General features: G+C 36.9%; 22 protein-coding genes. 13 read left to right on the forward strand and 9 right to left on the reverse strand.

Going from position 1 to position 24,438, the window contains the following annotated elements; all coding sequences use genetic code 11:
• The first annotated feature begins 19 nt into the window (after positions 1-19).
• From ACMA47_RS03020 to nhaA, 11 genes are all read left to right on the forward strand, one after another.
• Complete coding sequence (locus ACMA47_RS03020; RefSeq protein WP_413928626.1) at positions 20-1,600, forward strand: MFS transporter; 1,581 nt, start codon at positions 20-22, stop codon at positions 1,598-1,600.
• 43 nt (positions 1,601-1,643) lie between these two features.
• Entirely contained in the window at positions 1,644-1,871 is a 228-nt protein-coding gene (locus tag ACMA47_RS03025) for a DUF6814 family protein (RefSeq protein ID WP_034696261.1), read from the forward strand.
• A 62-nt stretch (positions 1,872-1,933) separates the two neighbouring features.
• Positions 1,934-2,128, forward strand: a complete 195-nt coding sequence (locus ACMA47_RS03030; protein WP_413928627.1) for a hypothetical protein — start codon at positions 1,934-1,936, stop codon at positions 2,126-2,128.
• Positions 2,121-4,823: an ATP-binding protein gene (locus tag ACMA47_RS03035; RefSeq protein WP_413928971.1), complete on the forward strand. Its 2,703-nt coding sequence runs from the start codon at positions 2,121-2,123 to the stop codon at positions 4,821-4,823. The genes ACMA47_RS03030 and ACMA47_RS03035 overlap by 8 nt, the downstream gene beginning before the upstream one ends.
• A gap of 9 nt (positions 4,824-4,832) precedes the next feature.
• The gene (locus ACMA47_RS03040; RefSeq protein WP_047431895.1) at positions 4,833-5,192 is read left to right on the forward strand and encodes a response regulator transcription factor; all 360 of its coding nucleotides are present in this window, start codon (positions 4,833-4,835) and stop codon (positions 5,190-5,192) included.
• Between the two features lie 69 nt (positions 5,193-5,261).
• On the forward strand, positions 5,262-7,148 hold the full coding sequence (locus tag ACMA47_RS03045) for an AMP-binding protein (RefSeq protein ID WP_413928628.1): 1,887 nt from the start codon (positions 5,262-5,264) through the stop codon (positions 7,146-7,148).
• 247 nt (positions 7,149-7,395) lie between these two features.
• On the forward strand, positions 7,396-9,324 hold the full coding sequence (acs, locus tag ACMA47_RS03050) for an acetate--CoA ligase (RefSeq protein ID WP_413928972.1): 1,929 nt from the start codon (positions 7,396-7,398) through the stop codon (positions 9,322-9,324).
• Between the two features lie 300 nt (positions 9,325-9,624).
• Complete coding sequence (locus tag ACMA47_RS03055; protein ID WP_413928629.1) at positions 9,625-10,023, forward strand: hypothetical protein; 399 nt, start codon at positions 9,625-9,627, stop codon at positions 10,021-10,023.
• A gap of 343 nt (positions 10,024-10,366) precedes the next feature.
• Positions 10,367-10,732: a hypothetical protein gene (locus ACMA47_RS03060; protein WP_079241209.1), complete on the forward strand. Its 366-nt coding sequence runs from the start codon at positions 10,367-10,369 to the stop codon at positions 10,730-10,732.
• 109 nt (positions 10,733-10,841) lie between these two features.
• Entirely contained in the window at positions 10,842-13,052 is a 2,211-nt protein-coding gene (locus tag ACMA47_RS03065) for a RelA/SpoT family protein (RefSeq protein WP_047431903.1), read from the forward strand.
• Positions 13,053-13,054: 2 nt separating this feature from the next.
• Complete coding sequence (gene nhaA / locus ACMA47_RS03070) at positions 13,055-14,233, forward strand: Na+/H+ antiporter NhaA (RefSeq protein WP_034696273.1); 1,179 nt, start codon at positions 13,055-13,057, stop codon at positions 14,231-14,233.
• Here nhaA and ACMA47_RS03075 read toward each other — a convergent pair.
• Positions 14,230-15,243 (reverse strand): YihY/virulence factor BrkB family protein, encoded by a 1,014-nt coding sequence (locus ACMA47_RS03075; protein WP_034696274.1) that lies wholly within the window; start codon positions 15,241-15,243, stop codon positions 14,230-14,232. The two genes, nhaA and ACMA47_RS03075, sit on opposite strands and share 4 nt — an antisense overlap.
• Before the next feature lie 287 nt (positions 15,244-15,530).
• Here ACMA47_RS03075 and ACMA47_RS03080 point away from each other — a divergent pair, with 287 nt between their 5' ends.
• Complete coding sequence (locus ACMA47_RS03080; RefSeq protein ID WP_413928630.1) at positions 15,531-16,004, forward strand: 23S rRNA (pseudouridine(1915)-N(3))-methyltransferase RlmH; 474 nt, start codon at positions 15,531-15,533, stop codon at positions 16,002-16,004.
• Positions 16,005-16,135: 131 nt separating this feature from the next.
• Here ACMA47_RS03080 and ACMA47_RS03085 read toward each other — a convergent pair whose 3' ends face one another.
• The 4 genes from ACMA47_RS03085 to ACMA47_RS03100 all read right to left on the reverse strand — a co-directional run bounded on the left by ACMA47_RS03085 (position 16,136) and on the right by ACMA47_RS03100 (position 18,373).
• Positions 16,136-16,588 carry a tRNA (cytidine(34)-2'-O)-methyltransferase gene (locus ACMA47_RS03085; RefSeq protein ID WP_413928631.1) on the reverse strand — a complete coding sequence of 151 codons (453 nt, stop codon included), beginning with the start codon at positions 16,586-16,588 and terminating at the stop codon, positions 16,136-16,138.
• Positions 16,589-16,653: 65 nt separating this feature from the next.
• Positions 16,654-17,466: a tetratricopeptide repeat protein gene (locus tag ACMA47_RS03090; protein WP_413928632.1), complete on the reverse strand. Its 813-nt coding sequence runs from the start codon at positions 17,464-17,466 to the stop codon at positions 16,654-16,656.
• Positions 17,463-18,029 carry a phosphatase PAP2 family protein gene (locus tag ACMA47_RS03095; RefSeq protein WP_253317225.1) on the reverse strand — a complete coding sequence of 189 codons (567 nt, stop codon included), beginning with the start codon at positions 18,027-18,029 and terminating at the stop codon, positions 17,463-17,465. Before ACMA47_RS03095 ends, ACMA47_RS03090 begins: the two co-directional genes overlap by 4 nt.
• 2 nt (positions 18,030-18,031) lie before the next feature.
• Positions 18,032-18,373 carry a twin-arginine translocase TatA/TatE family subunit gene (locus ACMA47_RS03100; RefSeq protein ID WP_034696279.1) on the reverse strand — a complete coding sequence of 114 codons (342 nt, stop codon included), beginning with the start codon at positions 18,371-18,373 and terminating at the stop codon, positions 18,032-18,034.
• Positions 18,374-18,770: 397 nt separating this feature from the next.
• On the opposite strand from ACMA47_RS03100, the gene ACMA47_RS03105 reads away from it, so the two are divergent.
• A complete protein-coding gene (locus tag ACMA47_RS03105; protein ID WP_413928633.1) occupies positions 18,771-19,718 on the forward strand; it encodes a hypothetical protein in 948 nt (315 codons plus the stop codon).
• A gap of 79 nt (positions 19,719-19,797) precedes the next feature.
• Here ACMA47_RS03105 and ACMA47_RS03110 read toward each other — a convergent pair whose 3' ends face one another.
• From ACMA47_RS03110 to ACMA47_RS03125, 4 genes are all read right to left on the reverse strand, one after another.
• The gene (locus ACMA47_RS03110) at positions 19,798-20,601 is read right to left on the reverse strand and encodes an arylamine N-acetyltransferase family protein (RefSeq protein WP_413928634.1); all 804 of its coding nucleotides are present in this window, start codon (positions 20,599-20,601) and stop codon (positions 19,798-19,800) included.
• A gap of 105 nt (positions 20,602-20,706) precedes the next feature.
• Positions 20,707-21,966, reverse strand: a complete 1,260-nt coding sequence (locus ACMA47_RS03115) for a TCR/Tet family MFS transporter (RefSeq protein WP_413928635.1) — start codon at positions 21,964-21,966, stop codon at positions 20,707-20,709.
• 215 nt (positions 21,967-22,181) lie between these two features.
• Entirely contained in the window at positions 22,182-23,450 is a 1,269-nt protein-coding gene (locus tag ACMA47_RS03120) for a hypothetical protein (RefSeq protein ID WP_413928636.1), read from the reverse strand.
• 82 nt (positions 23,451-23,532) lie between these two features.
• Entirely contained in the window at positions 23,533-24,105 is a 573-nt protein-coding gene (locus ACMA47_RS03125) for a hypothetical protein (protein WP_413928637.1), read from the reverse strand.
• Positions 24,106-24,438 lie beyond the last annotated feature (333 nt).

The following is a 24,438-nucleotide window of genomic DNA, read 5'->3' on the forward strand; positions in this document are numbered from 1 at the left end:
ACATCAAAAACTAATCAATATGAGTGAAAATCATCACGAAACCTACGAAAATATGACCGACAGGCAGAAAAACCGCACCATCTGGAGCGTAATTACTGCCTCATCCCTCGGAACATTAATAGAATGGTATGACTTCTACATTTTTGGAAGTTTGGCCGTTGTTTTAGCTACCAAATTTTTCCCTGCTGATAATCCGACTGCAGCCTTTTTATCTACTCTGGCTACTTTTGCTGCCGGATTTGTGGTAAGACCTTTCGGGGCACTATTTTTCGGGAGACTGGGAGATATTATCGGAAGAAAATACACTTTCCTTGTTACTTTACTGATCATGGGATTTTCTACGTTCCTGATCGGATGTATTCCAAGTTATGAAACTATTGGCTTTATGGCTCCGGTTTTGGTTTTAATTTTAAGATTACTTCAGGGACTTGCTTTAGGTGGTGAATATGGCGGCGCTGCCACTTATGTAGCAGAATATGCCCAACCTCATCGCCGCGGATACTGGACTTCATGGATTCAGACGACCGCCACAGCCGGACTTTTCATTTCATTAATTGTTATTCTCATCACGAAGACTACGCTTTCTGCAGAAGAATTTGATACCTGGGGATGGAGAGTTCCGTTCTGGATCTCTATTCTAATGGTAGCTGTCTCTTACATCATCAGAAAGAACATGAAAGAATCTCCTCTTTTTGCCAAAGCCAAAAGTGAAGGTAAAACATCTAAAAATCCTTTGAAAGAAAGTTTTGGAAATAAATACAATTTCAAGTTTGTTTTGCTTGCTTTATTCGGAGCTGCGATGGGACAAGGGGTAATCTGGTATACAGGTCAGTTTTATGCGATGAGTTTCCTTCAAAAGGTAATGAATGTAGAATCTGCACAGGTAGATTCATTGATGGCCACCGCTTTATTCTTAGGAACACCTTTCTTTGTATTTTTCGGATGGCTATCTGATAAAATCGGGCGAAAAGCAGTGATGATGACAGGAATGCTGGTTGCTATTTTAGCCTATAGACCTATTTACGACAGCATGTTCAAGAGTGTCAACCTTGAAAATAAAACGGTTGCAGCCAAGGGGATTACGGAAAAAAGAACGGCAAAAATCCACAACGATATTGCAACAGACAGTTTAGTTACTTTTCATAAAGAAACTCTTTATACCGATGGAACTTTAATCAAAAAAGACAGTGTTGTTCACTGGTCGCCTGCAGGAGTTGCCATGAAAGACGGAAAAGCTGAGGAGGCCAAAGTTTCTCAAAGCTTAAAATTAAGTGATGACACCAAATGGTATCTTATCTTCCTTGTGTTCATTCAGGTAATATTTGTGACTATGGTATACGGGCCTATTGCTGCTTTCCTTGTAGAAATGTTCCCTGTGAGAATCCGATACACTTCAATGTCATTACCTTATCACATCGGAAACGGGGTATTTGGAGGACTTCTTCCAGCAGTGGCAACTTATCTGGTCACCACAGGAAAAGAGGCAGGACATGCAACATGGTATCTGGAAGGACTTTGGTACCCAATTGGAGTCGCTACAGTATGTTTAGTGATCGGATTATTTTATCTTAAAAATAAGAACAATAATCTTCACGATTAGGCACTGAATCACTCAAATTTTTATTAATTTTAAAACAACTAAAATGAACGGACTAAAAAAAATATTAGGTATTCTCTGGATCGCTATTGCGGTGATTGTAGGCTATTTTGGAATTACGGTATTAGGAATCCCCAAAATCGCTTCCGGGAAACAGGAAGATCTTGTTTTTGGCATCATCATTCTTTTTGTACTGATGCCTATTATCTCAGGCGGAATGGCCATTTTCGGTTATTATGCTTTAAAAGGAGAATATTCTGACGATAAAATTTAAAAGTAATAGAGATAATTGATGAATGCTGTGATTCATCAATTATCTTTTATCAAAAATCATTTATGAAAAAAAGACACGAACAAAAACTTATCATACTGAGCGTAGGGCTTATGATTGCTTTCAGTATTCCTATTTCATTGCTTTTCAACAGTGACAGGGAAGTCTTGGGCTATCCTATGATCCTGATCTATCTGTTCGCAGTCTGGATGATCTCCATTGTGATTTCTTTTGTAATTGTAAAAAGGCATGATGAGTAGTTTCGCATTATTTTTTGTTGTTCTGTTTTATCTTGCCCTTCTTTTCTTAGTTGCCTATCTGGCAGAGAAGAAAAGGAGTAAAATCTGGATCAACAATCCTTACATTTATGCTTTGTCTCTTGCTGTATATTGTACTGCGTGGACCTATTATGGAAGCATTGGGGTGGCAGCTACAAGCGGGCTAAACTATCTTCCGATTTATATTGGTCCTATTATGATTATTCCGGCGTGGATCTACATCAATACCCGGATTGTAAGAATTTCAAGAGTCAATAAAATAAGCAGTCTTGCCGATTTCATTTCTTTGAGATATGGCAACAGCAGAAGTCTGAGTGCCATTATCACTGTGGTCTGTCTTCTGGCCATAGTTCCTTATATCGGACTGCAGATCAAAGCTATTTCTGAAACCTTTCACCTGGTAACAGAAACTCCGATGTCTAAAGATATTCTGACAGATAATGCGACTTTTGTAGTGGTTTTAATTGCTTTATTTTCTTCTTATTATGGAACAAGATACGTTGATGCTTCGGAAAAACGTCTGGGAATTATCTCTGCCATTGCTCTGGAAAGCTTTTTAAAACTATTCTTTATTATTATTCTTGGGCTTTTTGTAATTTATTATGCTTTTGACGGATTCTCTGATATTTATGAGAAGGCCAGCAAATTTGAAGATTTTAAAGAAAAAAATACATTCAACGGAATTGAAGGCGCTATGAACTGGATGGTTCTGTGTATGATTTCTGCAACAGCGATCTGCATTCTTCCGAGACAATTTCACACTGCAATTGTTGAGAACAGACAGGAAAAGCACATCAGAACAGCCATTTGGTTTTTTCCGCTTTACCTTTTAATCTTTACCATATTTATCTTCCCGATTGCATGGGGAGGAAGGTTGATTTTTGACGGACAGAAAGTAAACCCTGAGTTCTACTCTATTCTCATTCCACAGCATTTTGACAATACATTGATCACTGTGCTTGTTTTTCTTGGAGGATTAAGCTCTTGTATTTCCATGATTATTATCTCTGCCATTACTTTATCTATCATGCTTTCCAACAACTTGATCATTCCATACGGATTGCTGGGAAAATTAAAGTCTGAAAGCGAAGAAAAAAACACGAGAAGCATCACCAACATTCGAAAATTCAGCATTTTTGCTCTGATCATCATGGCTTTTGCCTTTTATAAATATTTTATTCTGAAAACCTCGCTGGATTCCGTAGGATTAATTTCATTTGTCGTGATCGCACAGCTTGCGCCTGCATTTTTCGGAGCTTTATTCTGGAGAAGAGGAAGCTACAAAGGGGCTGTCACAGGACTTTTAGCCGGATTAGTGATCTGTTATTTCGGATTGATTATTCCACAATATTATTTTTCTTATAACCAGGAGTTTAAAGGAATTATCAGGGAAATGTATGATGCTTTTGGCTTTTTTACCATTCCTTATTTGGGTAGAATTCCTCAGATCTTTTTCTGGTCGATGCTGGTCAATACAAGCCTGTTCACTATTGTTTCCGTGAGTTCAAAAGGAAATTACCGCGAGAGAAACTTTGCCGAACTGTACGTAGACATAGACAAATACATTCAGAATCACGAAAATGCTTTCATCTGGCGTGGAACAGCTTATATCTCGGACATTCAGAATATTCTGGAACGTTTTTTAGGCAAAAATAAAACAGAACAGGCCTTAAGAATTTTTAATTTAAAATATAATATTGATTCAAAAACTGAAACTGCGGATTCTAGATTTATCAAATTTTCGGAGAATCTTTTGGCTGGAAGAATTGGAACCGCTTCAGCAAAAATTTTGATTGAAGGCGTGACCAAAGAAGATAAAATATCTTTAAAAGAGGTTTTGAATATCCTGGAAGAATCAAAAGAAAATATCAGCTTAAATAAAAAACTTACTGAACAGTCTGAAGAATTACAAAAACTCTCAGATGACCTAAGAACAGCTAACGAAAGTCTGATCATCAAAGACCGTCAAAAAGACGACTTCCTGGACTCTGTTGCCCACGAACTGAGAACTCCCATTACTGCTATTCGCTCTGCCGGAGAAATTTTAGCCGATGATGATGATATTCCTTTTGATATCAAACAGGAATTTTTAAACAATATCGTTACAGAATCTGACAGATTGAGTGAAATCATCAATGATATTCTTTATCTGGACAAATTACAGCATGGCGAAATCTCTTTACACATTCAGGAAAATAACATTATTGAAACGTATAAAAAAGCCTTAAATCCTCTCCTTCATCTGATACAGCAGAAAAATATTCATTTGAGTGAAGTTAATCTCCTGAATCAGTTTATATTTGAATATGATGAAGCGAGAATGATTCAGCTGTTTCAGAATATCTGGGGAAACGCCTTAAAATTCACAGAAGAACAGGGAACCATCCAAACTAAATTATTTGAAAAAGACCAAGAGTTGGTAATTACCATTTTCAACACCGGAAAACATATTCCGGAAGAGGATCTGGAAATGATTTTCGATAAATTTTATCAATCGAAAAATCAAAACATATTAAAGCCTACGGGAAGCGGACTGGGACTGGCCATTTCCAAAAAAATAGTACAGGCACACGGTGGAAGTATAAAAGCCGAAAACAGCGGATTGGGCGTCACTTTCACCATAAGCATTCCCGAAAAAACTAAAAAAGAGATTATAAATGAAGTTGAACACCATTAAAACCTTCTTATGAGAAAGATAATCATTGCGGATGACGAACACAAAATATTAATGTCATTAGAATACAGCTTTAAGAAAAACGGCTATGACGTTTATATTGCCCGTGACGGAACGGAAGTCCTTGAATTCCTGAAAACGATGGTTCCAGACGTGATCCTTCTTGATATTATGATGCCGAATCTTGATGGGTACAGCACGCTGGATCTCATTAAACAGGACGAAAAACTGAAAGACACCAAAGTCATCTTTCTGAGCGCCAAAAACAATCCCAGAGATATTGAAAAAGGATTGGAAATGGGAGCTGACGCTTACGTTACGAAACCCTACTCGATTAAGAAACTCATGCAGCAGATTGAGGAAATGTTTTAAGAGATTGCATCGCCTTCGGCTCGCAATGACACGCAGACACTAAACACAACTATTGACCTTGATATTGATATGAATATAGATACCTTATTTAAACAAAGTATAGAAAACAAAGAAGATTTCTGGAAAGAACAGGCAGAAGAAATCAGATGGTTTGAGTTTCCACAACAGATTCTTTCAAATGGTGACAACGATTACCCACAATGGTTTTCGGACGGAAAACTCAATATGTGCTATTTGTGCATTGACAAACACATTGAAGACGGTTTCGGAGATCAGGTGGCAATTGTTTACGATTCTCCTGTAACCAACCAGAAGAAAACCTACACATTCCATCAGGCTAAAGAGGAAATTGCAAAACTGGCAGGAGGATTGGTTTCTCTGGGATTAAATAAAGGAGATACAGCCGTTATTTATATGCCGATGATTCCGCAGACACTTTTTGCTATGCTTGCCTGTGCAAGAATCGGGGTTATTCATAATGTGGTTTTTGGAGGCTTTGCTCCCCATGAATTAGTTGTAAGAATTGACGACTGCAAACCTAAAGTTTTAATTACCGCCACAGCCGGTGTGGAAATTGCGAAGAGAATTCCCTATCTGCCACTGGTAGAAAAAGCAATTGAACTGGCACAGGATAAAGTAGACAACATCATTGTATACAACAGAAAATTAGTAGATAATCAGGATGAAATGTTCGAAGGGCTTATTGATTATGAAGAACTGGTAGAAAAATCTTCTCCCGTAGCCTGCATTTCTGTAGAATCTACTCATCCGCTTTATTTGCTTTACACCTCAGGAACTACCGGAAAACCTAAAGGCATCGTCCGTGACACCGGAGGTTATGCCACTGCATTACAGTTTTCAATGACTTATGTTTATGGTGTAGAACCGGGAGAAGCCTATTGGGCAGCTTCAGACTTTGGATGGGCTGTAGGACATAGTTTTTCTGTATACGGACCATTAATCAACAGAAATACAACGATAATTTTTGAAGGGAAACCGATTATGACTCCTGATGCAGGTACTTTCTGGAGAATCATTTCAGAATATAAAGTTTCGGTGATGTTTACAGCGCCTACCGCCATCAGAGCGATTAAAAAAGAAGATCCAAACGGAGAACTGGTAAAAAAATACGATTTGTCACATTTCAAAAAGCAGTTTCTGGCTGGTGAAAGATGCGATGTTGCCACTTTGGATTGGTTTGCAGAAAATATTGGCATTCCGGCAATAGATCACTGGTGGCAGACAGAATCCGGCTGGCCAATGCTGGGATTATTGACACATGATGAAAATTATCAGATCAAAAGAGCATCCGCAGGAAAACCTGTTCCAGGATATGATATTAAAATCTTCGATGAAAACGGATTGGAACTTGATCCTCACCATGAAGGCTATCTGGTGATCAAACTTCCTCTTCCACCCGGAGCCATGCTTGGAATATGGAAAGATTATGGCCGTTTTGAAAGCAGCTATTTGTCTCAGTATAAAGGATATTATTTTTCTGGAGATGGTGCCATTCAGGACGAAGATGGTTATATTTTCATTACTGGAAGAGTGGATGATGTGATCAATGTAGCGGGACACAGACTTTCCACTTCTGAAATGGAGGAAATTGTTTCTTCACATCCTGATGTTGCAGAATGTGCGGTGGTCGGTATTGATGATGATTTAAAAGGACAGGTTCCTTTTGCCACAGTTGTTGTAAAGAATGGTTCAACTATTTCTGAAGAAGACATTGAAAAAGATATTATCCAGATGGTCCGCAACAAAATCGGAGCAGTGGCTTTTCTGAAAAACGCAATGGTTGTCAAGCGCTTACCTAAGACAAGATCAGGAAAAATTTTAAGAAAACTTATAAGAACACTGCTTGATGGAAAAGATTTTCAGATTCCATCCACCATTGATGATGAAAAAATCATTGATGAAATTCAGGAAAAAATCAAGGAATATAGAGGCTGAACAAGAAATTAAACTTAAATTTAAATACATGTTTAATTCAATAAAAAAATTAAACCATTAAGAAAGATTTAAGCAGTAAAGCATAGTTAAGTTAAGATAAATCCTTCTGATTTTTAAGCTTAAAGCGAAGCTCATCTTAATACTCTAAACGCCTTAATGCAATCTTAATGGTTCAAAAAATGTTAAACAAGTTCCATTTAAAATTTAATGGCTTAAAAATCAAAACATAAAAAATTATCAAAATAAAATCAATAAAAACGAAAGGGATATGAGAAATTACTTAATAGAAGATTTACCACAATATTTTGAAGACTATAAGAAGTCTATCAAAAATCCTAAAAAATTCTGGGATAAGGTAGCGGATCAAAACTTCGTGTGGTATCAAAGATGGAGCAAGGTTGTTAAGTACGATATGAATGAAGCGAAGATCACCTGGTTCAAGAACGCAAAACTCAATATTACTAAAAACTGTATCGACAGACACCTTACCATAAGAGGAGAAAAAACAGCCATCATTTGGGAACCTAACGATCCTAAAGAAGAAGCACAGCATATTTCTTACAATGAACTGTATACACGCGTTAATAAAACAGCCAATATTTTACGCGATATGGGGATTGAAAAGGGAGACAGAGTCTGTATTTATCTTCCCATGATTCCTGAACTCGCCATTACTATGCTTGCCTGTGCAAAACTGGGAGCTGTACATTCCGTTATTTTTGCAGGATTCTCAGCTTCAGCAGTCGCTTCAAGAGTCAATGACTGTGAAGCCAAAATGGTCATCACATCAGACGGAAGCTACAGAGGAAATAAAGTTCTGGATCTGAAAACGATTGTGGATGATGCTCTGGAAAAAACGCCGACTGTCGAGAAAGTTCTTGTCGTAAAGAGAACCCACAATGAAATTACCATGAAGGAAGGAAGAGATTACTGGATGGCTGATTTATATGAGAAAGCTTCTGCAGATTTCGTTACCGTCATTATGGATTCTGAAGATCCGCTTTTCATTCTTTACACTTCAGGATCTACAGGAAAACCTAAAGGAATGCTTCATACCTGTGCAGGCTATATGGTGTACACTGCCTACACCTTCAAAAACGTCTTCAATTATAAGGAAAATGATATTTATTGGTGTACCGCAGATATCGGATGGATTACAGGACACTCTTATATTCTTTACGGGCCGTTATTGAACGGAGCAACCACCGTAATCTTTGAAGGCGTACCTACTTATCCTGAACCGGATCGTTTCTGGGAAGTGATTGAAAAACATAAAATCACTCAGTTTTATACTGCTCCTACTGCTATCCGTTCTTTAGCGAAAGAAAGTGCGGAATGGGTAGATAAACATGATCTGAGCTCTCTGAAAGTAATCGGATCTGTAGGAGAACCTATCAATGATGAAGCATGGCATTGGTTCAACGACCATGTCGGAAAGAAAAAATGTCCGATTGTAGACACATGGTGGCAAACGGAAACAGGAGGAATTATGATTTCGCCACTTCCTTTTGTGACACCTACCAAACCTACTTATGCCACTCTCCCATTGCCTGGTGTACAACCTGTATTAATGGATGATAAACGAAATGAAATTACAGGAAATCAGGTGACTGGAAACCTTTGTATCCGTTTTCCATGGCCGGGAATTGCAAGAACCATCTGGGGTGACCACCAAAGATATAAAGAGACTTATTTCACCGCATTTCCTGGAAAATATTTTACCGGAGATGGTGCTTTAAGGGATGAAGTCGGCTATTACAGAATTACAGGCCGTGTAGATGATGTCATCATTGTTTCTGGGCACAACCTTGGAACAGCACCTATTGAAGACAGTATCAACCAGCATCCTGCCGTAGCGGAGTCTGCTATTGTGGGCTACCCTCACGATATCAAAGGAAATGCATTATATGGTTATGTGATGCTTAAAGAAACCGGAGAAGGACGTGATAAGGAAAATCTGAAAAAAGAAATCAACCAACTGATTTCAGATCAAATCGGACCTATTGCAAAACTGGACAAGATACAGTTCGTTTCCGGTCTTCCAAAAACACGTTCCGGAAAAATTATGCGTAGAATCCTGAGAAAAATTGCAGAAGGTGACTTCAGTAATTTCGGAGATATCAGTACGCTTTTAAATCCTGAAATTGTAGAGGAAATCAAAAACGAAAGAATATAAATTTTATCAATTTTTTAACCAATAGAAGCTCTGGAAGTCATTTTCAGGGCTTCTTAATTACTCTCAGTACTTTACAAGTTTTGATAATTCTAGATTCTTTATGAATTTGTAACTTGCAATTATTTAATACTAAAAATAGTAAAGAAGAAAACAGCTTCTGTTAAAAATGTAGGATCATTAAAAAAGAAAAGTTTTTTTGGAATTCAATCTGATGTTTTGATCTATGGTTTTAAATCACACAAAAGGGTTCGTGCGGTAGCAGGGTTGGGAACAGAATTTAATAAAAATCAAATAAAGAAGATGGAAGAAACTGTTAAAGCTAACTCATTTAGATTACCTAAAAATAAAAAAATAATGAAAATAGTATTTTTTTTAATAATGGTTTTACTGGCCAACAATAGTTGCTCTGCACAAAATAATATTAATTTTTATTATCAGGATAAAACGAAAGCAACAGCAACAGATAGTGCTGCATACAAATCTTATTTGGAAAATATTCCAAAAGAATTTCTTAAAAAAGATGATGAAGTCTTATTATTTTTTAATAATGCTGCTTTTATTGATGATGTTATTACTATAAATGACAAAAGCTATAATTTTGAAAACTATACCTGTGGATATAGACAAATTAGACTTCTTAGAGGAAACGGACAGATTAAGATCCCCGCTACCGCACGAATCCTTTCGTGTGGCAGGTGAAAAAATAAAAGGAGCGGGAATTTATCCTAAGAAAAAGACCACTCCCCCGCTACCGCACAAATCCTTGCCTTTGGCAAATAAACCAAAAACCTCGCAATTTGTGAGGTTTTTTGTTTATAATCTTATGTTTTCAAATGGAAAACAAAACGAAAGAAGTCTCAAGGTTTCAAAAAGACGCATATTATCCAATTGTTAAAATTAAACACCCGTTCAATAACTATTCTTAAACATTATCATTATCTATTGAAAACTGAATGTTAATTAACAAATTATATTGACTCAAATGCAATGATAATCAGAAAATTATTACTAACTTTAATGAGAACTTTAAAACCAATTAACTATGTCACATATATTAGCTGGAGTATTTGGTCATCACAGCGACTACAAAAAACTGGAAAGTGATCTGGAAAATTCAGGATTCGGAACTTCAGATTACATTGTATACCTTAATGATGGTTCCGGTAATTCCCAATATTTGGCAAGTGTTACCGTTAATGATCTTAATCAGATTGACCTTGCACGAAATGCATTTGTTCAGAATGCAGCATTGAAATCCTATCTATTTGAAAACATGAAGATCAATGAAACCAATTACGATACCATCAAAAAGTATATTGATGCAAGAAACAGAGCTGAAATCCACAGCAGCCCTGATATTAAAATCAAAACATCAAGTGACGGTATGAATTCTGAAGTGAAATTCTAATCGATATAAAATCTAATAGCCGAAGATCCGTAGTGTATACTGCGGATCTTTTATGTTTGAAAAAACTAAAAAATTTCGTATTTTCGTCTAATTATAGGCATGTGCACAAATGAGCTACGATTTAGAACAAGAGAATAAAGAGATCCTTGCCCGATATAAGGACCTGATTTCTAACACATACAGAACATTGGATGAGGAAAACAACAAACTCATCCGAAAGGCATTCGATATTGCGCTGGATGCCCACAAGGATCAAAGGAGAAAATCCGGAGAACCTTACATCTACCACCCTATTGCTGTTGCTAAGATTGTAGCAACAGAGATTGGTCTGGGTGCTACTTCTATTGCCTGTGCGCTTTTGCATGACGTGATTGAAGATTCCGATTATACCTACGAAGATCTGAAGAAAATCTTTGGTGAGAAGATTGCCAATATCGTGAATGGACTGACCAAAATTTCCATCATGAACCATCAGAATATCTCTGTGCAGTCTGAAAACTACAGAAAGCTGTTATTGACATTATCTGAGGATTTCAGGGTTATTCTGATTAAAATTGCTGACCGTCTCCATAATATGAGGACTCTGGAAAGCATGGCTCCGGACAAGCAGAAAAAAATTGCTTCCGAAACGGTTTACATCTATGCTCCAATGGCTCACCGTCTTGGATTGTACAACATCAAATCTGAGCTTGAAGATCTTTCCTTAAAATATAATAGCCCTGAAGTCTATAACGAGATCACGGAAAAGTTGGAATTGGCCAAAGAAAGCCGTGAAAGATATATCGAAGAGTTTAAGAAAGAAGTATCTGAAAGACTTCATGAAGAAGGCTTAAACTTTAAAATCAAAGGCCGCGCAAAAGCGATCTCTTCCATTTACAGAAAGATGCTGAAACAGGGAGTTTCCTTTGAAGAAGTTTTTGATAATTACGCCATCAGGATTATTTATAAATCGGATGCAAAAAATGAAAAATTCCTGGCGTGGAAGATCTACTCTATCGTTACGGACGTATACCACAGCAACCCTTCAAGAATGCGTGACTGGATTACACAGCCCCGTTCTACAGGATATGAAAGTTTGCATTTAACCGTTTTAGGGCCAGACAGAAAGTGGATTGAAGTACAGATCCGTTCGGAAAGAATGGATGAAATTGCTGAAAAAGGAGTTGCTGCTCACTATAAATATAAAGAAGGTTACAAGCAGAGTTCTGATGACAGAAACTTTGAAAAATGGGTGACCGAAATCCGCGAAGTATTAGAACAGCAGCAGAACCTTTCTACTTCGGAACTTTTGGATAATATTAAACTTAATTTATATTCGAAAGAAGTATTTGTATTTACTCCAAAAGGAGAAATTAAAATCCTTCCGACTAATGCTACCGCTCTGGATTTTGCCTTCTCTGTTCACTCCGATCTGGGAATGAAATGTTTAGGCGCCAAAATCAATGGAAAACTGGTTCCTATTTCCTACATTCTTCAAAACGGAGATCAGGTAGACATTCTTTCTTCACAGAATCAGAAGCCAAAATCTGACTGGCTGGAATTCGTAGTAACTTCGAAAGCCAAATCCAAGATTAAAAGTTATCTGAACTCTCAGAAAAACCAATTGGTAGAAGAAGGAAAAGAAATTCTGCAGAGAAAACTTCGTCATGCGAAAATCAATTTTAATGATGAAGAAATTAATAAGCTTCAGAAGTTCTTTAATTTAAAATCATCTCAGGAGCTCTTCCTTAAATTCCAAAGTAATGAGCTGGATGTAAGCAGCCTGAGAAAATATATAGAAAGTAAAAACGTATTCAATAACTTACTTTCAAGATTCAGAAAATCGCCTAATAAAAATCAGCATTTCGAGGATCCGAAAGAGGAAAACCTTGACATGATTGTCTTTGGGAAGGACGAAGAGAAGCTTAACTACACGTATGCAAAATGCTGTACCGTGATTCCTGGAGATAAAATCTTCGGATTCATCACGATTTCAGATGGAATCAAGGTTCACAGTGACAACTGCCCGAATGCCATCAATCTGAGAGCACAGTATGATTACCGTGTTATTCCAGCCAAATGGGTGAATGCGGAAAGCTTCAAAAACAGAGTAAAAATTGAAATTGAAGGACTTGACAGAATGGGGATGATTAATGATATTACAACTGTCATCAGTGGAAGTATGGGAATGGATATGAAAAGTATGTCTATTGAATCCAACAATGGTGTTTTCACAGGAAATATCAACCTCGAAGTCAAAAATAAAGGTCAGTTAGAAGAGACCTTTAAAAAACTTAAAAATATTAATGGTGTTTCCAGAGTGAGACGAGTACAATCGTAAACATGAATTTATCTCTTTATTTTAAAAAATTTTTCAACAACAGTCAGTCCTCAGGAATTATTCTTATTTTCTGTGTGCTTATTTCATTGCTTATTGCCAATTCGTCTGCTGCAGAGAACTTTCAGCATTTTTTAGACCAGGAAGTAGGCACTCATCTTTTTGGTTTGGAATATCCTGTCAGCATCTGGATCAATGATGGACTTATGGCCGTATTTTTCCTTTTGGTAGGCCTTGAAATAAAACGTGAACTTGTAGAAGGTGAATTGTCATCCTTTAAAAATGCCTCCCTTCCTATTTTTGCAGCAGTAGGCGGAATGCTTGTTCCTGCAGTAATCTACAGCATTTTCAATACAGGAACGGAATACAGCAATGGTTGGGGAATTCCTATGGCAACCGATATTGCATTTTCCCTGGCTATCATTTCAATGTTAGGTAAAAAGATTCCTAATTCTATCAAGATATTTTTGGCGGCATTAGCTATTGTAGATGACCTGGGAGCGATCCTCGTGATTGCGATTTTCTATACAGAGCAAATCCACTGGAGCTATCTTCTCCTATCTTTTGGAGTGACTGCCCTACTTTTTATTTTAAATTTTTTAAAAGTAACCAAAACAATATTTTACATCATTCCGGGACTGTTTTTATGGTACTTCCTTCATCATTCCGGAATTCATGCGACGATAGCAGGTGTTTTGCTTGCATTTTCCATTCCTACCAATGCTTCGAATGTAGAAATTTCACCATTGGAAAAACTAGAGCATCAGCTTCATATTCCGGTAAGTTTTCTGATCATGCCAATATTTGCTTTAACGAACACCAATATTACTTTTTCCAGTGAAATGGTGGCAGGAGTTACAAGTACATTAGGATTGGGAATTATCTGTGGATTAGTATTGGGTAAACTGATCGGAATCAATTTATTCTCCTTGATAGCCATTAAATTAAAACTCAGCTCCCTGCCTCAAAACAGTAACTGGCTGCAGATGATTGGTGTAGGATTGTTAGCCGGAATCGGGTTTACTATGTCTATTTTTATTGCATTGCTTTCTTTTAAAGGAGAAATTCCAATTCAGGATGAAGCGAAGTTTGCTATCCTGATTGCATCCTTTATTGCTGCCATTGCCGGATTTACCATACTCAGCGTAAGCTCAAAAGAAAACCCTGAACTGGAAGAGAATTAATCTTTCTTCCGGTTCTCCAATTTTCTTTTATGTTCCTCATCACTATCAAAATCAGGTTCAGTAATCTGGGCATGATATTCTGAGGCTTCTTTCTCGATCTCATCAGACAACAGTTTTTCTATTCTGAGTTTTCTGATCGCCATATTCAGCTCATTCCCGAATAAAAGGAGATATACGTTAACATTCACCCAAACCATCAGTAGAATCATACTGCCGATGGATCCGTAAAGTACATTATATCGGGCTATATCTTTTACATAAATGGCAAAAATATAAGTTGTAACCACAAACAATACTGTGGTAAGAATAGCTCCCGGAACCGCTTGTCGGAATCTTGTAATCTTCACAGTGCCCAGCCAGTAAAATAAAGTCAGAAGTATAAAATAAAAAAGTGGGAAAGAAACAAACCCGATAATTTTGGAAAGGTTGTCCACAAGCCACGTTACATCATAAGCCGGAGTAAAAAGCTTCATTACAACCTCTGCATAATATACTCCGAACAGGGTTAAAAAAACAATGGTAATAAAGCCTATGGTGATAAAGAATGAAAGGATAAACTCTTTTACATCACTTAATTTTTCATCTGTATTTTCATTAAAACCGTTGATCAGGGAAAATGTACCATTGGTCGCAAAAATAAGAGCCAGAAGAATGGTCAGGTTACTGATTCCTTTCATGTTTGGAATGATATTGCTTACTATATATCCTTTCACGTCTCCTTCCATGTTGGAAGGGAAAACATTATGCATCAGCACATCAAAAATATAGAACTGAAGTTCATCATATAGTGGCATATGAGGCAGTACAGAAAGCAAAAACAGAATAAACGGAAAGAGGCTTATGGTAAAGCTCCACGAAATAGCAGCTGCTTTTCTTCCTATTTTTCCTTTAAAAATTCCGGAGATATAGATCTGAAACATCTGCCAAAGCGATATTCCCAAAACAGGAATATGAATGCTGTCAAAAAACTCTTGAATCTTTAAAATAAATTTAGGAACCTTTACACTCATCGATCTGTTTGTCTTTATACAAAGGTAGGGGAATTAAATTAAATAGGGAAAAGATAGGGGGTAGATGTTAGGTAGCAGGTGACAGGTTTTAGGGATTAGGGGTTTGAAAGTTTGAGAGTGGGAGGACTTTAGAGTTTAAGGTTCTTTGTCTAAGGTTCAAGGTAACATAACTTGCAACTCGAATCCCGAAACCCGAAACAGATAACCTTGAATCCCGAAACTGCAACCAAAAAACCAGCAACAAATTAGCCGCGAAACCCTATCTTTGCACTCTGAAAATTCTTACAATGCGAATCAGTTTACTTTGTATCGGTAAAACAGACGATAAGGAAATTACCTCTTTAATTAATTATTATCTCAACCGTTTACCCAAACACTGGAATTTTGAAATCACAGAAATTCCGGATGTAAAAAATGCCAAAAACCTATCCCCTGACCTTCTTAAAAAGGAAGAAGCCAAGTTATTCTTAAACCATATTGACAAAAACGATCTGGTGGTGATTCTTGATGAAAAGGGAAAACAGTTTACCAGCCGTGAATTTTCTCAGAAAATTGATACCTGGATGAATTCTTCCGTAAAAAAAGTACATATTCTGATTGGAGGAGCTTATGGCTTTTCTGAAGAGATGTACAACAGAGCCAATGAAAAAATGTCCTTATCAAAAATGACTTTTACCCATCAGATGATCCGTCTGTTTATTGTAGAACAGCTTTACCGTGCTGACCAGATTTTACAGGGAAAACCTTATCATAACGATTAAAAGAAAAGGTATTATCTCAAAAGTCAAATAATTGTTTTTTGTCATTCTGACGAAGGAAGAATCTCATTGATAAACAAAAGCATGAGATTCTTCATTACATTCAGAATGACATTTTTGAAAAAATCTCTTTTTTATTTAAGACTGATCTGTCTCTTTGCTTCACCCACTACAAAAGCTACAGAATTAGCAATATTAAAGCTCCTGATGAGTTTCGACATAGGAATGGTGAGATGATTTTCAAAACGATCCAAGACCTCTTTACTCAATCCTACACTCTCCTTTCCGAAAACCAACCAGTCTCCATCCTGAAATTCAGTTTCCAGATATGATTTTTCAGCATGTGAACTCATTAAAAACACCCGTGATCTATCAGGGATACTTGTAATCCATTCTTCCACATCTGCATATTCAGTAACATCGAGATGCACCCAATAATCCAATCCGGAACGTTTCAGATTTTTATCATTAATTACAAATCCAAACGGATGAATCAGGTGTAATCTGCTTTCGGTTCCTACACACAATCTTCCGATATTTCCTGTATTATTAGGTATTTCAGGCTCTACAAGAACAATATTCAACATCTTTCTATCTCTTTCGTTTTTTAGTATGGATTTATTTAAATGATTTGGGTAGAATATTTTTTAATTTATTTCTTTACACATTTAGCATAAGAATCAGTCAGCACTGCTTTTTCATACCCTAAAGCCACTGCTTTATCCAAATTTTCGCAAGCTTCCTTAATTTTGGAAGTGTCCATCAGAATCATGGCTTTACTTACATAAGATTGGGCAAATTTTGGGTCTATGGAAATTGCTTTATTGGCATCTACCAGTGCTTCTTTATATTTTTTCATTTTAAAATAGACATCTGCTCTGCCGTTATAAAGTAATGATTCAGGTTTTTCAGCAAGAAGTTTATTATAATCTTTTAAAGCTCCGTCAAGATCACCATTATTCTTTTTCAGATTGGCAAGCCCTGTTTTTGCAAAAAGATTGTCAGGAGCAAACGTCAGAATCTGATTAAGGTCTTTGAGTGCAAGTTCTTTTTTTCCCTGACTGTCGTAAATTTTGGAACGTGTAAGATACAAATCCGGAGTTTCAGCATTCACCTGAAGCCCTTTTTCTATATATTCCAAAGCTTTTACCTTATTTCCTTTCTGGCTGTAAAGCGATGAAAGATTGACGTACACAGAAACGGATAAGGGATTTGCTTTCAGGGCAGAATCGTAGGATTTAAAAGCCTGAGTCGTTTTTCCAAGCCTTCTCTGAGCTGTTCCAAGATAATCGTAATATTCCGATTGAAATTTTTGGATCTGTTCTTTTTCTGCCAGTTTTAAATATTGCTCTTCAGCACATTTATAATCAGCTTTTTGGAAGCATTCTTCAGCCAGTTTTTTATCCTGGGCATAGAAATTAAGAGCAAAAAAGAGGGAAATTACGGCTAGTAAAGTTTTTTTCATGAATTTATAGTTTGTTTGTTGATCACTTTTTTGGCGAGTGCACCAAATATCACTCCCAATAAAGATCCAACAAACGCCCCCACCAAAATATCTATCGGGAAATGCACTCCTAAATATATACGGCTGTAGGAAACCACTATAGCCCATACAAATATAGCATATGGAAACCATTTAAGCTTATTTTTTAATAAAATACTTAAAAAGGCTGCCAAAAAGAATGTATTGGAAGCATGAGCAGAATAAAACCCAAACTGTCCACCGCATTTCACGATTCTCATATGATGTTCCAGAGTAGGATCATGACACGGTCTCAACCTTGCCACACCATATTTGAAAACACTGGCCAACTGATCAGAAACCGTTGCTCCAATAGCCAAAAATATAAGGATAAAAACTAATGATCTTAGTTTGTGGTTTTTGTATAAAAAGTAAAGAAATATAATATAAAGAGGCACCCAGATCCAGGTACTGGAAATCAGCATCCAAAACTGGTCGAAAGATGAATCGCCCAAATTATTAAGGTAAAGAAATACCTTCTTATCTTCCTGAATGATTTCCTCCATCGTTATCTGCTTACAGGTCCTTCGTAAGTCTCATCATCTGCAGGCTTCGGTTTTGGAGGCTCATTAGAAGCCACTGAAGAAGGTTCCGTCAGAATATCTTTCTGAATATCATTCATCGGGTTGAAATCCTTTGCAGCATCTTTTACCTTTTCAATCTCACGTTTGATTTCAGAAACAGGATTATCCGTTTCCTTCATGATTTCAGTTTTGATATCTTCTACTGCTCCACGCATCTTTCTAACGCCTGCACCTAAGTCACGCGCAATCTGAGGCAGTTTATCCGGACCGAATAATACAACGATTGCAATGGCAATGAGTGCCATTTCTCCAATGCTTAATTCCATGGCGTAAAATTACGAAAGATTATTGCATTTATGGAATGTAAACTAAAAATTTAAACAAATTTTAAGATTTTATAATGAAGTTCAAAGTTTAAGGTTTAATGTTTTGTGGACGGGTTGCGGGTTTCGAGTTCATTTTGTTGCAGGTTGCTTAGTGACGAGTTTCTGGTATTGGTATGAGTTCCAAGTTTATTTTGTTGCGAGTTGCGAGGTATGGGTTGCGGGTGGCTTTTATTCTTGGTTACTCACAACTTTAAACTCAAACCCTCCCACTCTCAAACTCTCAAACCCTTAAAACCTGCAATCTCGACTTATTAATTAACAAATATTTAATTCAAAACAATGAGAATTACGCAACAATTCTGTATATTTATAACACACAACCAAATAAATATTAATTATGAAAAAACTAGTGACTACTTTTAAAGTTTTCGCCGTGTTATCGGCAATGGTGCTCTACAGCTGCCAGAATGAAAACAACGAAATGAGCCAGCAGGAAACGGTTCAGGCTAAGACAACCATAGATGAACTGAAAAAAGAGATTACTCCTTCTTCTTCTCAGCTTGTTCCTGAAGCAGTACAATTTCAACTGAATGAATCTACCAAAAATCTTGAAACGTATTTAAAAAATGATTTACAGATTGTTGGCGTAGCTGTATTGGGGAAAATTTCGACCCAACAAGGGGTAGAACTATCCAAAAAACTGATTACAGATAAAGATCAGTTCATTGCATCCGGAAATATTATGGATCCATCTTCTGTAAAAATCGGAAAAATTGGAGATTTGTATCATGATGAGGATTTAACAATCGCCCAACAAGGATTAAAAGAAGCCATCACCGAAGAAGTAAAACCAGGAACCCAGGTTATGGAAGTAACCTGGAACAGCAAAAACGGAAAATTTACCACCTTATGTTTTTATGGTGATTCAGGAATTATCTGGGATAATATCTTTGGAGGTCTTGTGATGATGGACACCCGTGGAAATTCAGAAGCATCGAACAATCAGGCTTCAAAAGTGGTTTCTACATGGTATAAACAATGGTGGACAGCCAACTGGCTTTGGGGTTCTAAACGAGGGGAAGCGGGATATCAGATTACCATTTATTATTCAGGGTCTACGGTGTCTAATGCAGATGTAAGTGACTGGGGATATATCAGTTTAGGAAAAGCAAAAAGCGAAAGTAAAATTACCAAAAAGACAGGAGCTTACGGGCAATGTCGCTATGCGCTGGGACTTTGTACCCCTACAGGTTCTTTAAGCTTTAACTCTACTAATTTCTCTGTATCATTCTCCGGATTGGGCAGTAATATTGTAAGTAATGGGACAAAATCCCTTTATCCATAGTTATTTTCATAAAAATCAGATTTTAATCAAAACGGGAAGCTCAGCGAGCTTCCCGTTTATTGTATGTATACTTGTAAGTCTACCAGATTCTGACTTTTGACTTCAATGCTTCTATTGCGTTTTCTTTAAGTCCAAAAGTATTAATCAATATTTCATAGAGCTGTATATCATTTTCTATCGTTATAGACTCCTTTTCACCATCACCAGTCCGGATATTCAGCACATGGTCTGTGTAGGTATAACGGGCATTCTCATCTACTTTTGAAAGAATCAGCCTGTTCTTAAAATGAGAATCCGGATGAGTAGATAAATACCAGTTGGAAATATCAAGATCAACAGGTTCTACATGCTCAGGAATAAAGCGATACACCGGAAGCCACTGCTCTTTCCACATCCAAAGTGTAAAGGTTTCTTCTTTATGGGAAACTTTAAATATTCCGTTGGGTGTTTGCTGCTGCTCTTCTTCGTTTAAAAGTACAGGTGCAGTGAGTGTGGCTGTTCCAAATCCGCAATCTACCACATATTGATCTTCATCAAAATCGACAATAAGCAAAAGATGCGTCTGTGCAGCAATACTATCCTCCTGCCTTCCCCACACTACTCTTCCAAGCTGGAGTTTCACATTGAATCCTAATGTTTTTAAAACTTCACTTAAAAGCAGATTCTGTTCATAGCAATACCCTCCTCTGGATTCGATCACCAGTTTTCTGAAAACATCATCTCCTTTCAAAGAAGGCACTTTTCCAGTATAAGAGTCTATATTTTCGAAGGGAATATATTTAGGATGAAGCTGATGTATTTTCTTCAATGTTTCCATGTTCAACTCCGGAGTTCCGGGGAAATGAATCCGTTCAAAATACTTTTCCAGGTCTGCTGTATTCATAATTTGTTTTTTTCCTGTTTCAACAATAAGTAAAACTATTTCACTATTGTAAAATTATTGAAAGATGTAACCCAAAATCACCTATATCTCATCAATAGAACAAATCTATGGCTTGTGAAAATCTTTTTCCGAAGTTATATCAATTAACTTTTTATTTTTTTTCTGAAAAGCAGAATAGGTAATTACCACACTGATCGCCATTAAAACAAAGGCTAAAAAGAAAGGGGCTCCTGAAAATTTGAAAGGGGCTTCATCATGGGTGAAATAGTAAAATAAATTGGTCATCATCGGAGGTCCGATAATGGATGTGGCACTCATTAAGCTTGTTAATGCTCCCTGAAGTTCTCCCTGTTCATTGGAAGGAACACTTTTCGTGATGACAGACTGTAAAGCTGGTCCGCAGATTCCACCTAAACAATAAGGTACGAGAAACACAAACATCATCCAGCCTTCTGAAGCAAAGGCAAACAATAACATTCCTACCGCATAGAAAGCCAATCCGTAATAAATACTTTTCTGTTCTCCCAGCCTTGGAGTCGTATATCGGATAAGACCACCCTGCACGAGACCTACCAATAAACCTACTACACCTAATGAAATCCCAACCATTCTTTCTGTCCAGCTGAACTTATACATGGTAAAGAAACTCCAGTTACTCTGTACAGCATGACCTGCAATATAAATTAAGATCAAAGAAACGATCAATCCAGAAATTTCAGGGTGTTTCCCTAAAAATTTAAATGAACCAATAGGATTGGCACGTTTCCAGTCGAATTCTCTTCTTTTATCTTTATCCAAACTTTCAGGAAGGATGAAATAGCCATACAGGAAATTAAGCAGACACAGGCCTGCAGCAGCATAGAAAGGAACTCTTGCTCCATAATGTCCAAGAACTCCACCCAGAACAGGTCCTATGATAAATCCGAGCCCAAAAGCAGCGCCTATCAGCCCGAAATTCTTAGCTCTGTCTTCATCCGTGGAAATATCTGCAATGTAAGCACTGGCCGTGGTGACACTCGCACCCGTAATCCCTGCGATAATCCTTCCCAAAAACAACCACCAGATGGTGGGAGCTAAAGCAAGGAAAATATAATCTACTGCAAATCCGAAAAGAGAAATCAGGATAATAGGTCTTCGTCCGTATTTGTCACTAAGGTTTCCTACTAACGGAGAGAATATAAATTGTGTAAATGCATAGGCAAATCCCAACCAACCACCATATTTTGCGGCTTCACTAATATCTGCATGAATAAGTTCCTCAATTAATTTAGGAACAACAGGAATGATGATTCCCCATCCCGTAATATCGATCAGTAAAGTAATAAATATGAAGCCTATAGCCGCTTTTTTCTTTGAATTTTCCATGATGGTGCAAAATTAATCAAATCTGAAAAATAATGATTCTAAATTATGAATACTTCATATAAATTTTAAAAAGCAAAAAGATTAAAATACTATTAAATAACACATTACATTTACCATAGCTTTATTTTTCCTGCATTTTCCTGCCAAACATACAGAATAAACCTGCTCCAAAAATGAATTTGAAACAGGTTACTATTCTTAATTAGAACCCTATATTAGTTGCTGTTCAATGTCGTATATATCATTCTGTTGGTTATGATACACTTAATAAGACAACTTTGTTTTACCGTTACTTTTACTACATTGCTGTATTGATAAGCAGTCGTATTTCCATTCAGAACAGATCTTACTCCACGACGGTAATAAGTTGTCTGTGTAATTGGCGGGGCATCATACGCAGCAGATGTGGCATTCGTGATATTCGTGAACGTTATATTATCCTGAGAACTTTGCCACTGATATTCCGCAGAACCGCTTACCTGTGCTGCTGTAGTCTGACTAAACGCAGAGGGATCATTGCTGATATCCATACACACTGTTTGATCTGCAGCAATAGTTCCCGGGCTGTTTACCGAGTTGACAAAAAGTCGTCCCACAGTAGAAATCGCCTGGAAAGAACAGGTATGAAAGCTGGAATTGGCAACAACTCTATACTGATTATTGTGAAATCCTGCAGGCACATTATTAATAGTAAGAGTGGATGAAGTGACATTCGCATAGTTGGAGCCATTTGCAAGATTAGTCCATGTACTTCCGATAAGAACCTGCCACTGATAGGTAATATTATCCGGTGTTTCATCTGTAGAAGTATTATTGATTACCGCTGTCATCGTTGTAGATCCTCCGGCAGCAACTGTTTTATCAGTAGGCTGAGATAAATAGGTCATAGGTGCCAGATAATATTCGGAAAGGATATTATATACTCTCATCTGACTGAATGAAAAACCAATACCAATAGCTTCTCCGAAGGCCAGCTGCACTTCATCCCATGCAGCCGTAGGAATTACTTTAATAATCCTTCGCTCCTGATTATCTCCGAAATCAAAGAAAAAATGCCCGTTGATACCTGTACGATAGACTTCCTGACCATTGTTATAGAAGACAAAATTACCCCCATTAAAACTTGGGTTAAAATTGAATCCATCGGAAGCAAAATCAATATAAACAGGTTTATTAGCCTGAAAGTCGGCTCCCGAAGTTCCTACCCCGATATACATACTACAGAATAGTCCGGCACCAGTTCCTGGTTTCAAAGATGCATATGAGTTGACATCCGTATCCGTCATATTATTAGGATTAACAGCTTCTTTTCCTAATCTGAAACAAAGAAAACCACCATCACTTGAACTTGAAGTATTGGTATCCAATAATCTTCCACATCCACCATTGGGAAGGGTAACCATCTCCTGCGATATTACTTTGCCTGATACAAAAAGACCTATGGCCATAAGCAAACAGCGTACTATTGAAATTGTTTTCATCATCAATAATTTTTAAAGTTAATTATACGTGATAGACACTCATCCCTGGATAAGGATGATCATAATGACTGTATGTCACTTCAAATTATTTGATTACAAATACAATATTGACAAAAGAGCAGGCCGTTGCCGTTCCTACCACATCATATTTCAATATGCCATTGGGATCAATGCTTACATTGCTTAATACGGTATTGTCGAAATCAGTAACATAATAATACAAATCTGATGCATTAGCAAAGAAAGGGATTCCCCCTGGAGCTCCCGTACTCGAAACCTTAGGGGCCGAAAACTGAGCCTTATAAAGCTGGAACAAGTCTTTTGTTCTTCCTGTACTTAAAACAGAGGTATCAATACTGATGGACGGCATATAGAAGAACTTAACAATATTACCACTGATAGGAACCCAATTGGGACTGGAAGGAGTTCCGATATTCTGGGTTAATGCCTGCCTTTGGAGATCATAAACCAGCAAACCGTTGGCCGGTGTGACTATTGTTGACAGATTGGAAATTCTCGGGATCAGTACACCTTTAGTGGTATTCGTAATATCTAAGGCAGCACTTTTATCAGGATTAGGAGTTCCAATTCCTACCTGTGCTATAAGGAAACTAGCAGCACATAATGCCACAGCAACGAATAATTTTTCGGTTTTCATTTTTGTTTTATTTTATATAAATATAAAATATTTCACTACATAAAACTCTTATTTTTTAATAATTTTCAAATAAAATAATTATTTCCATATAAACTCACAAAAATCCTTTATTATTCAACAATTACACACAATCAAATTATTCTCTAAAATTAGAGTTATTATACATAACTCCAATTAAAACTCATTAAAAAAAGTAAAATCTATAATATAAATTATAAAAAAAAGGTTTAAAAACACTAATAAATAATTACCAATAGAAAACAGATAAAATAATTAAAAACTAGATGAAAATTCAATCATTTAAAACAAAAGCTTTCAAATAGTTAGGGTGAG

This window comes from Chryseobacterium sp. T20, from assembly GCF_047345655.1.
Classification (GTDB): domain Bacteria; phylum Bacteroidota; class Bacteroidia; order Flavobacteriales; family Weeksellaceae; genus Chryseobacterium.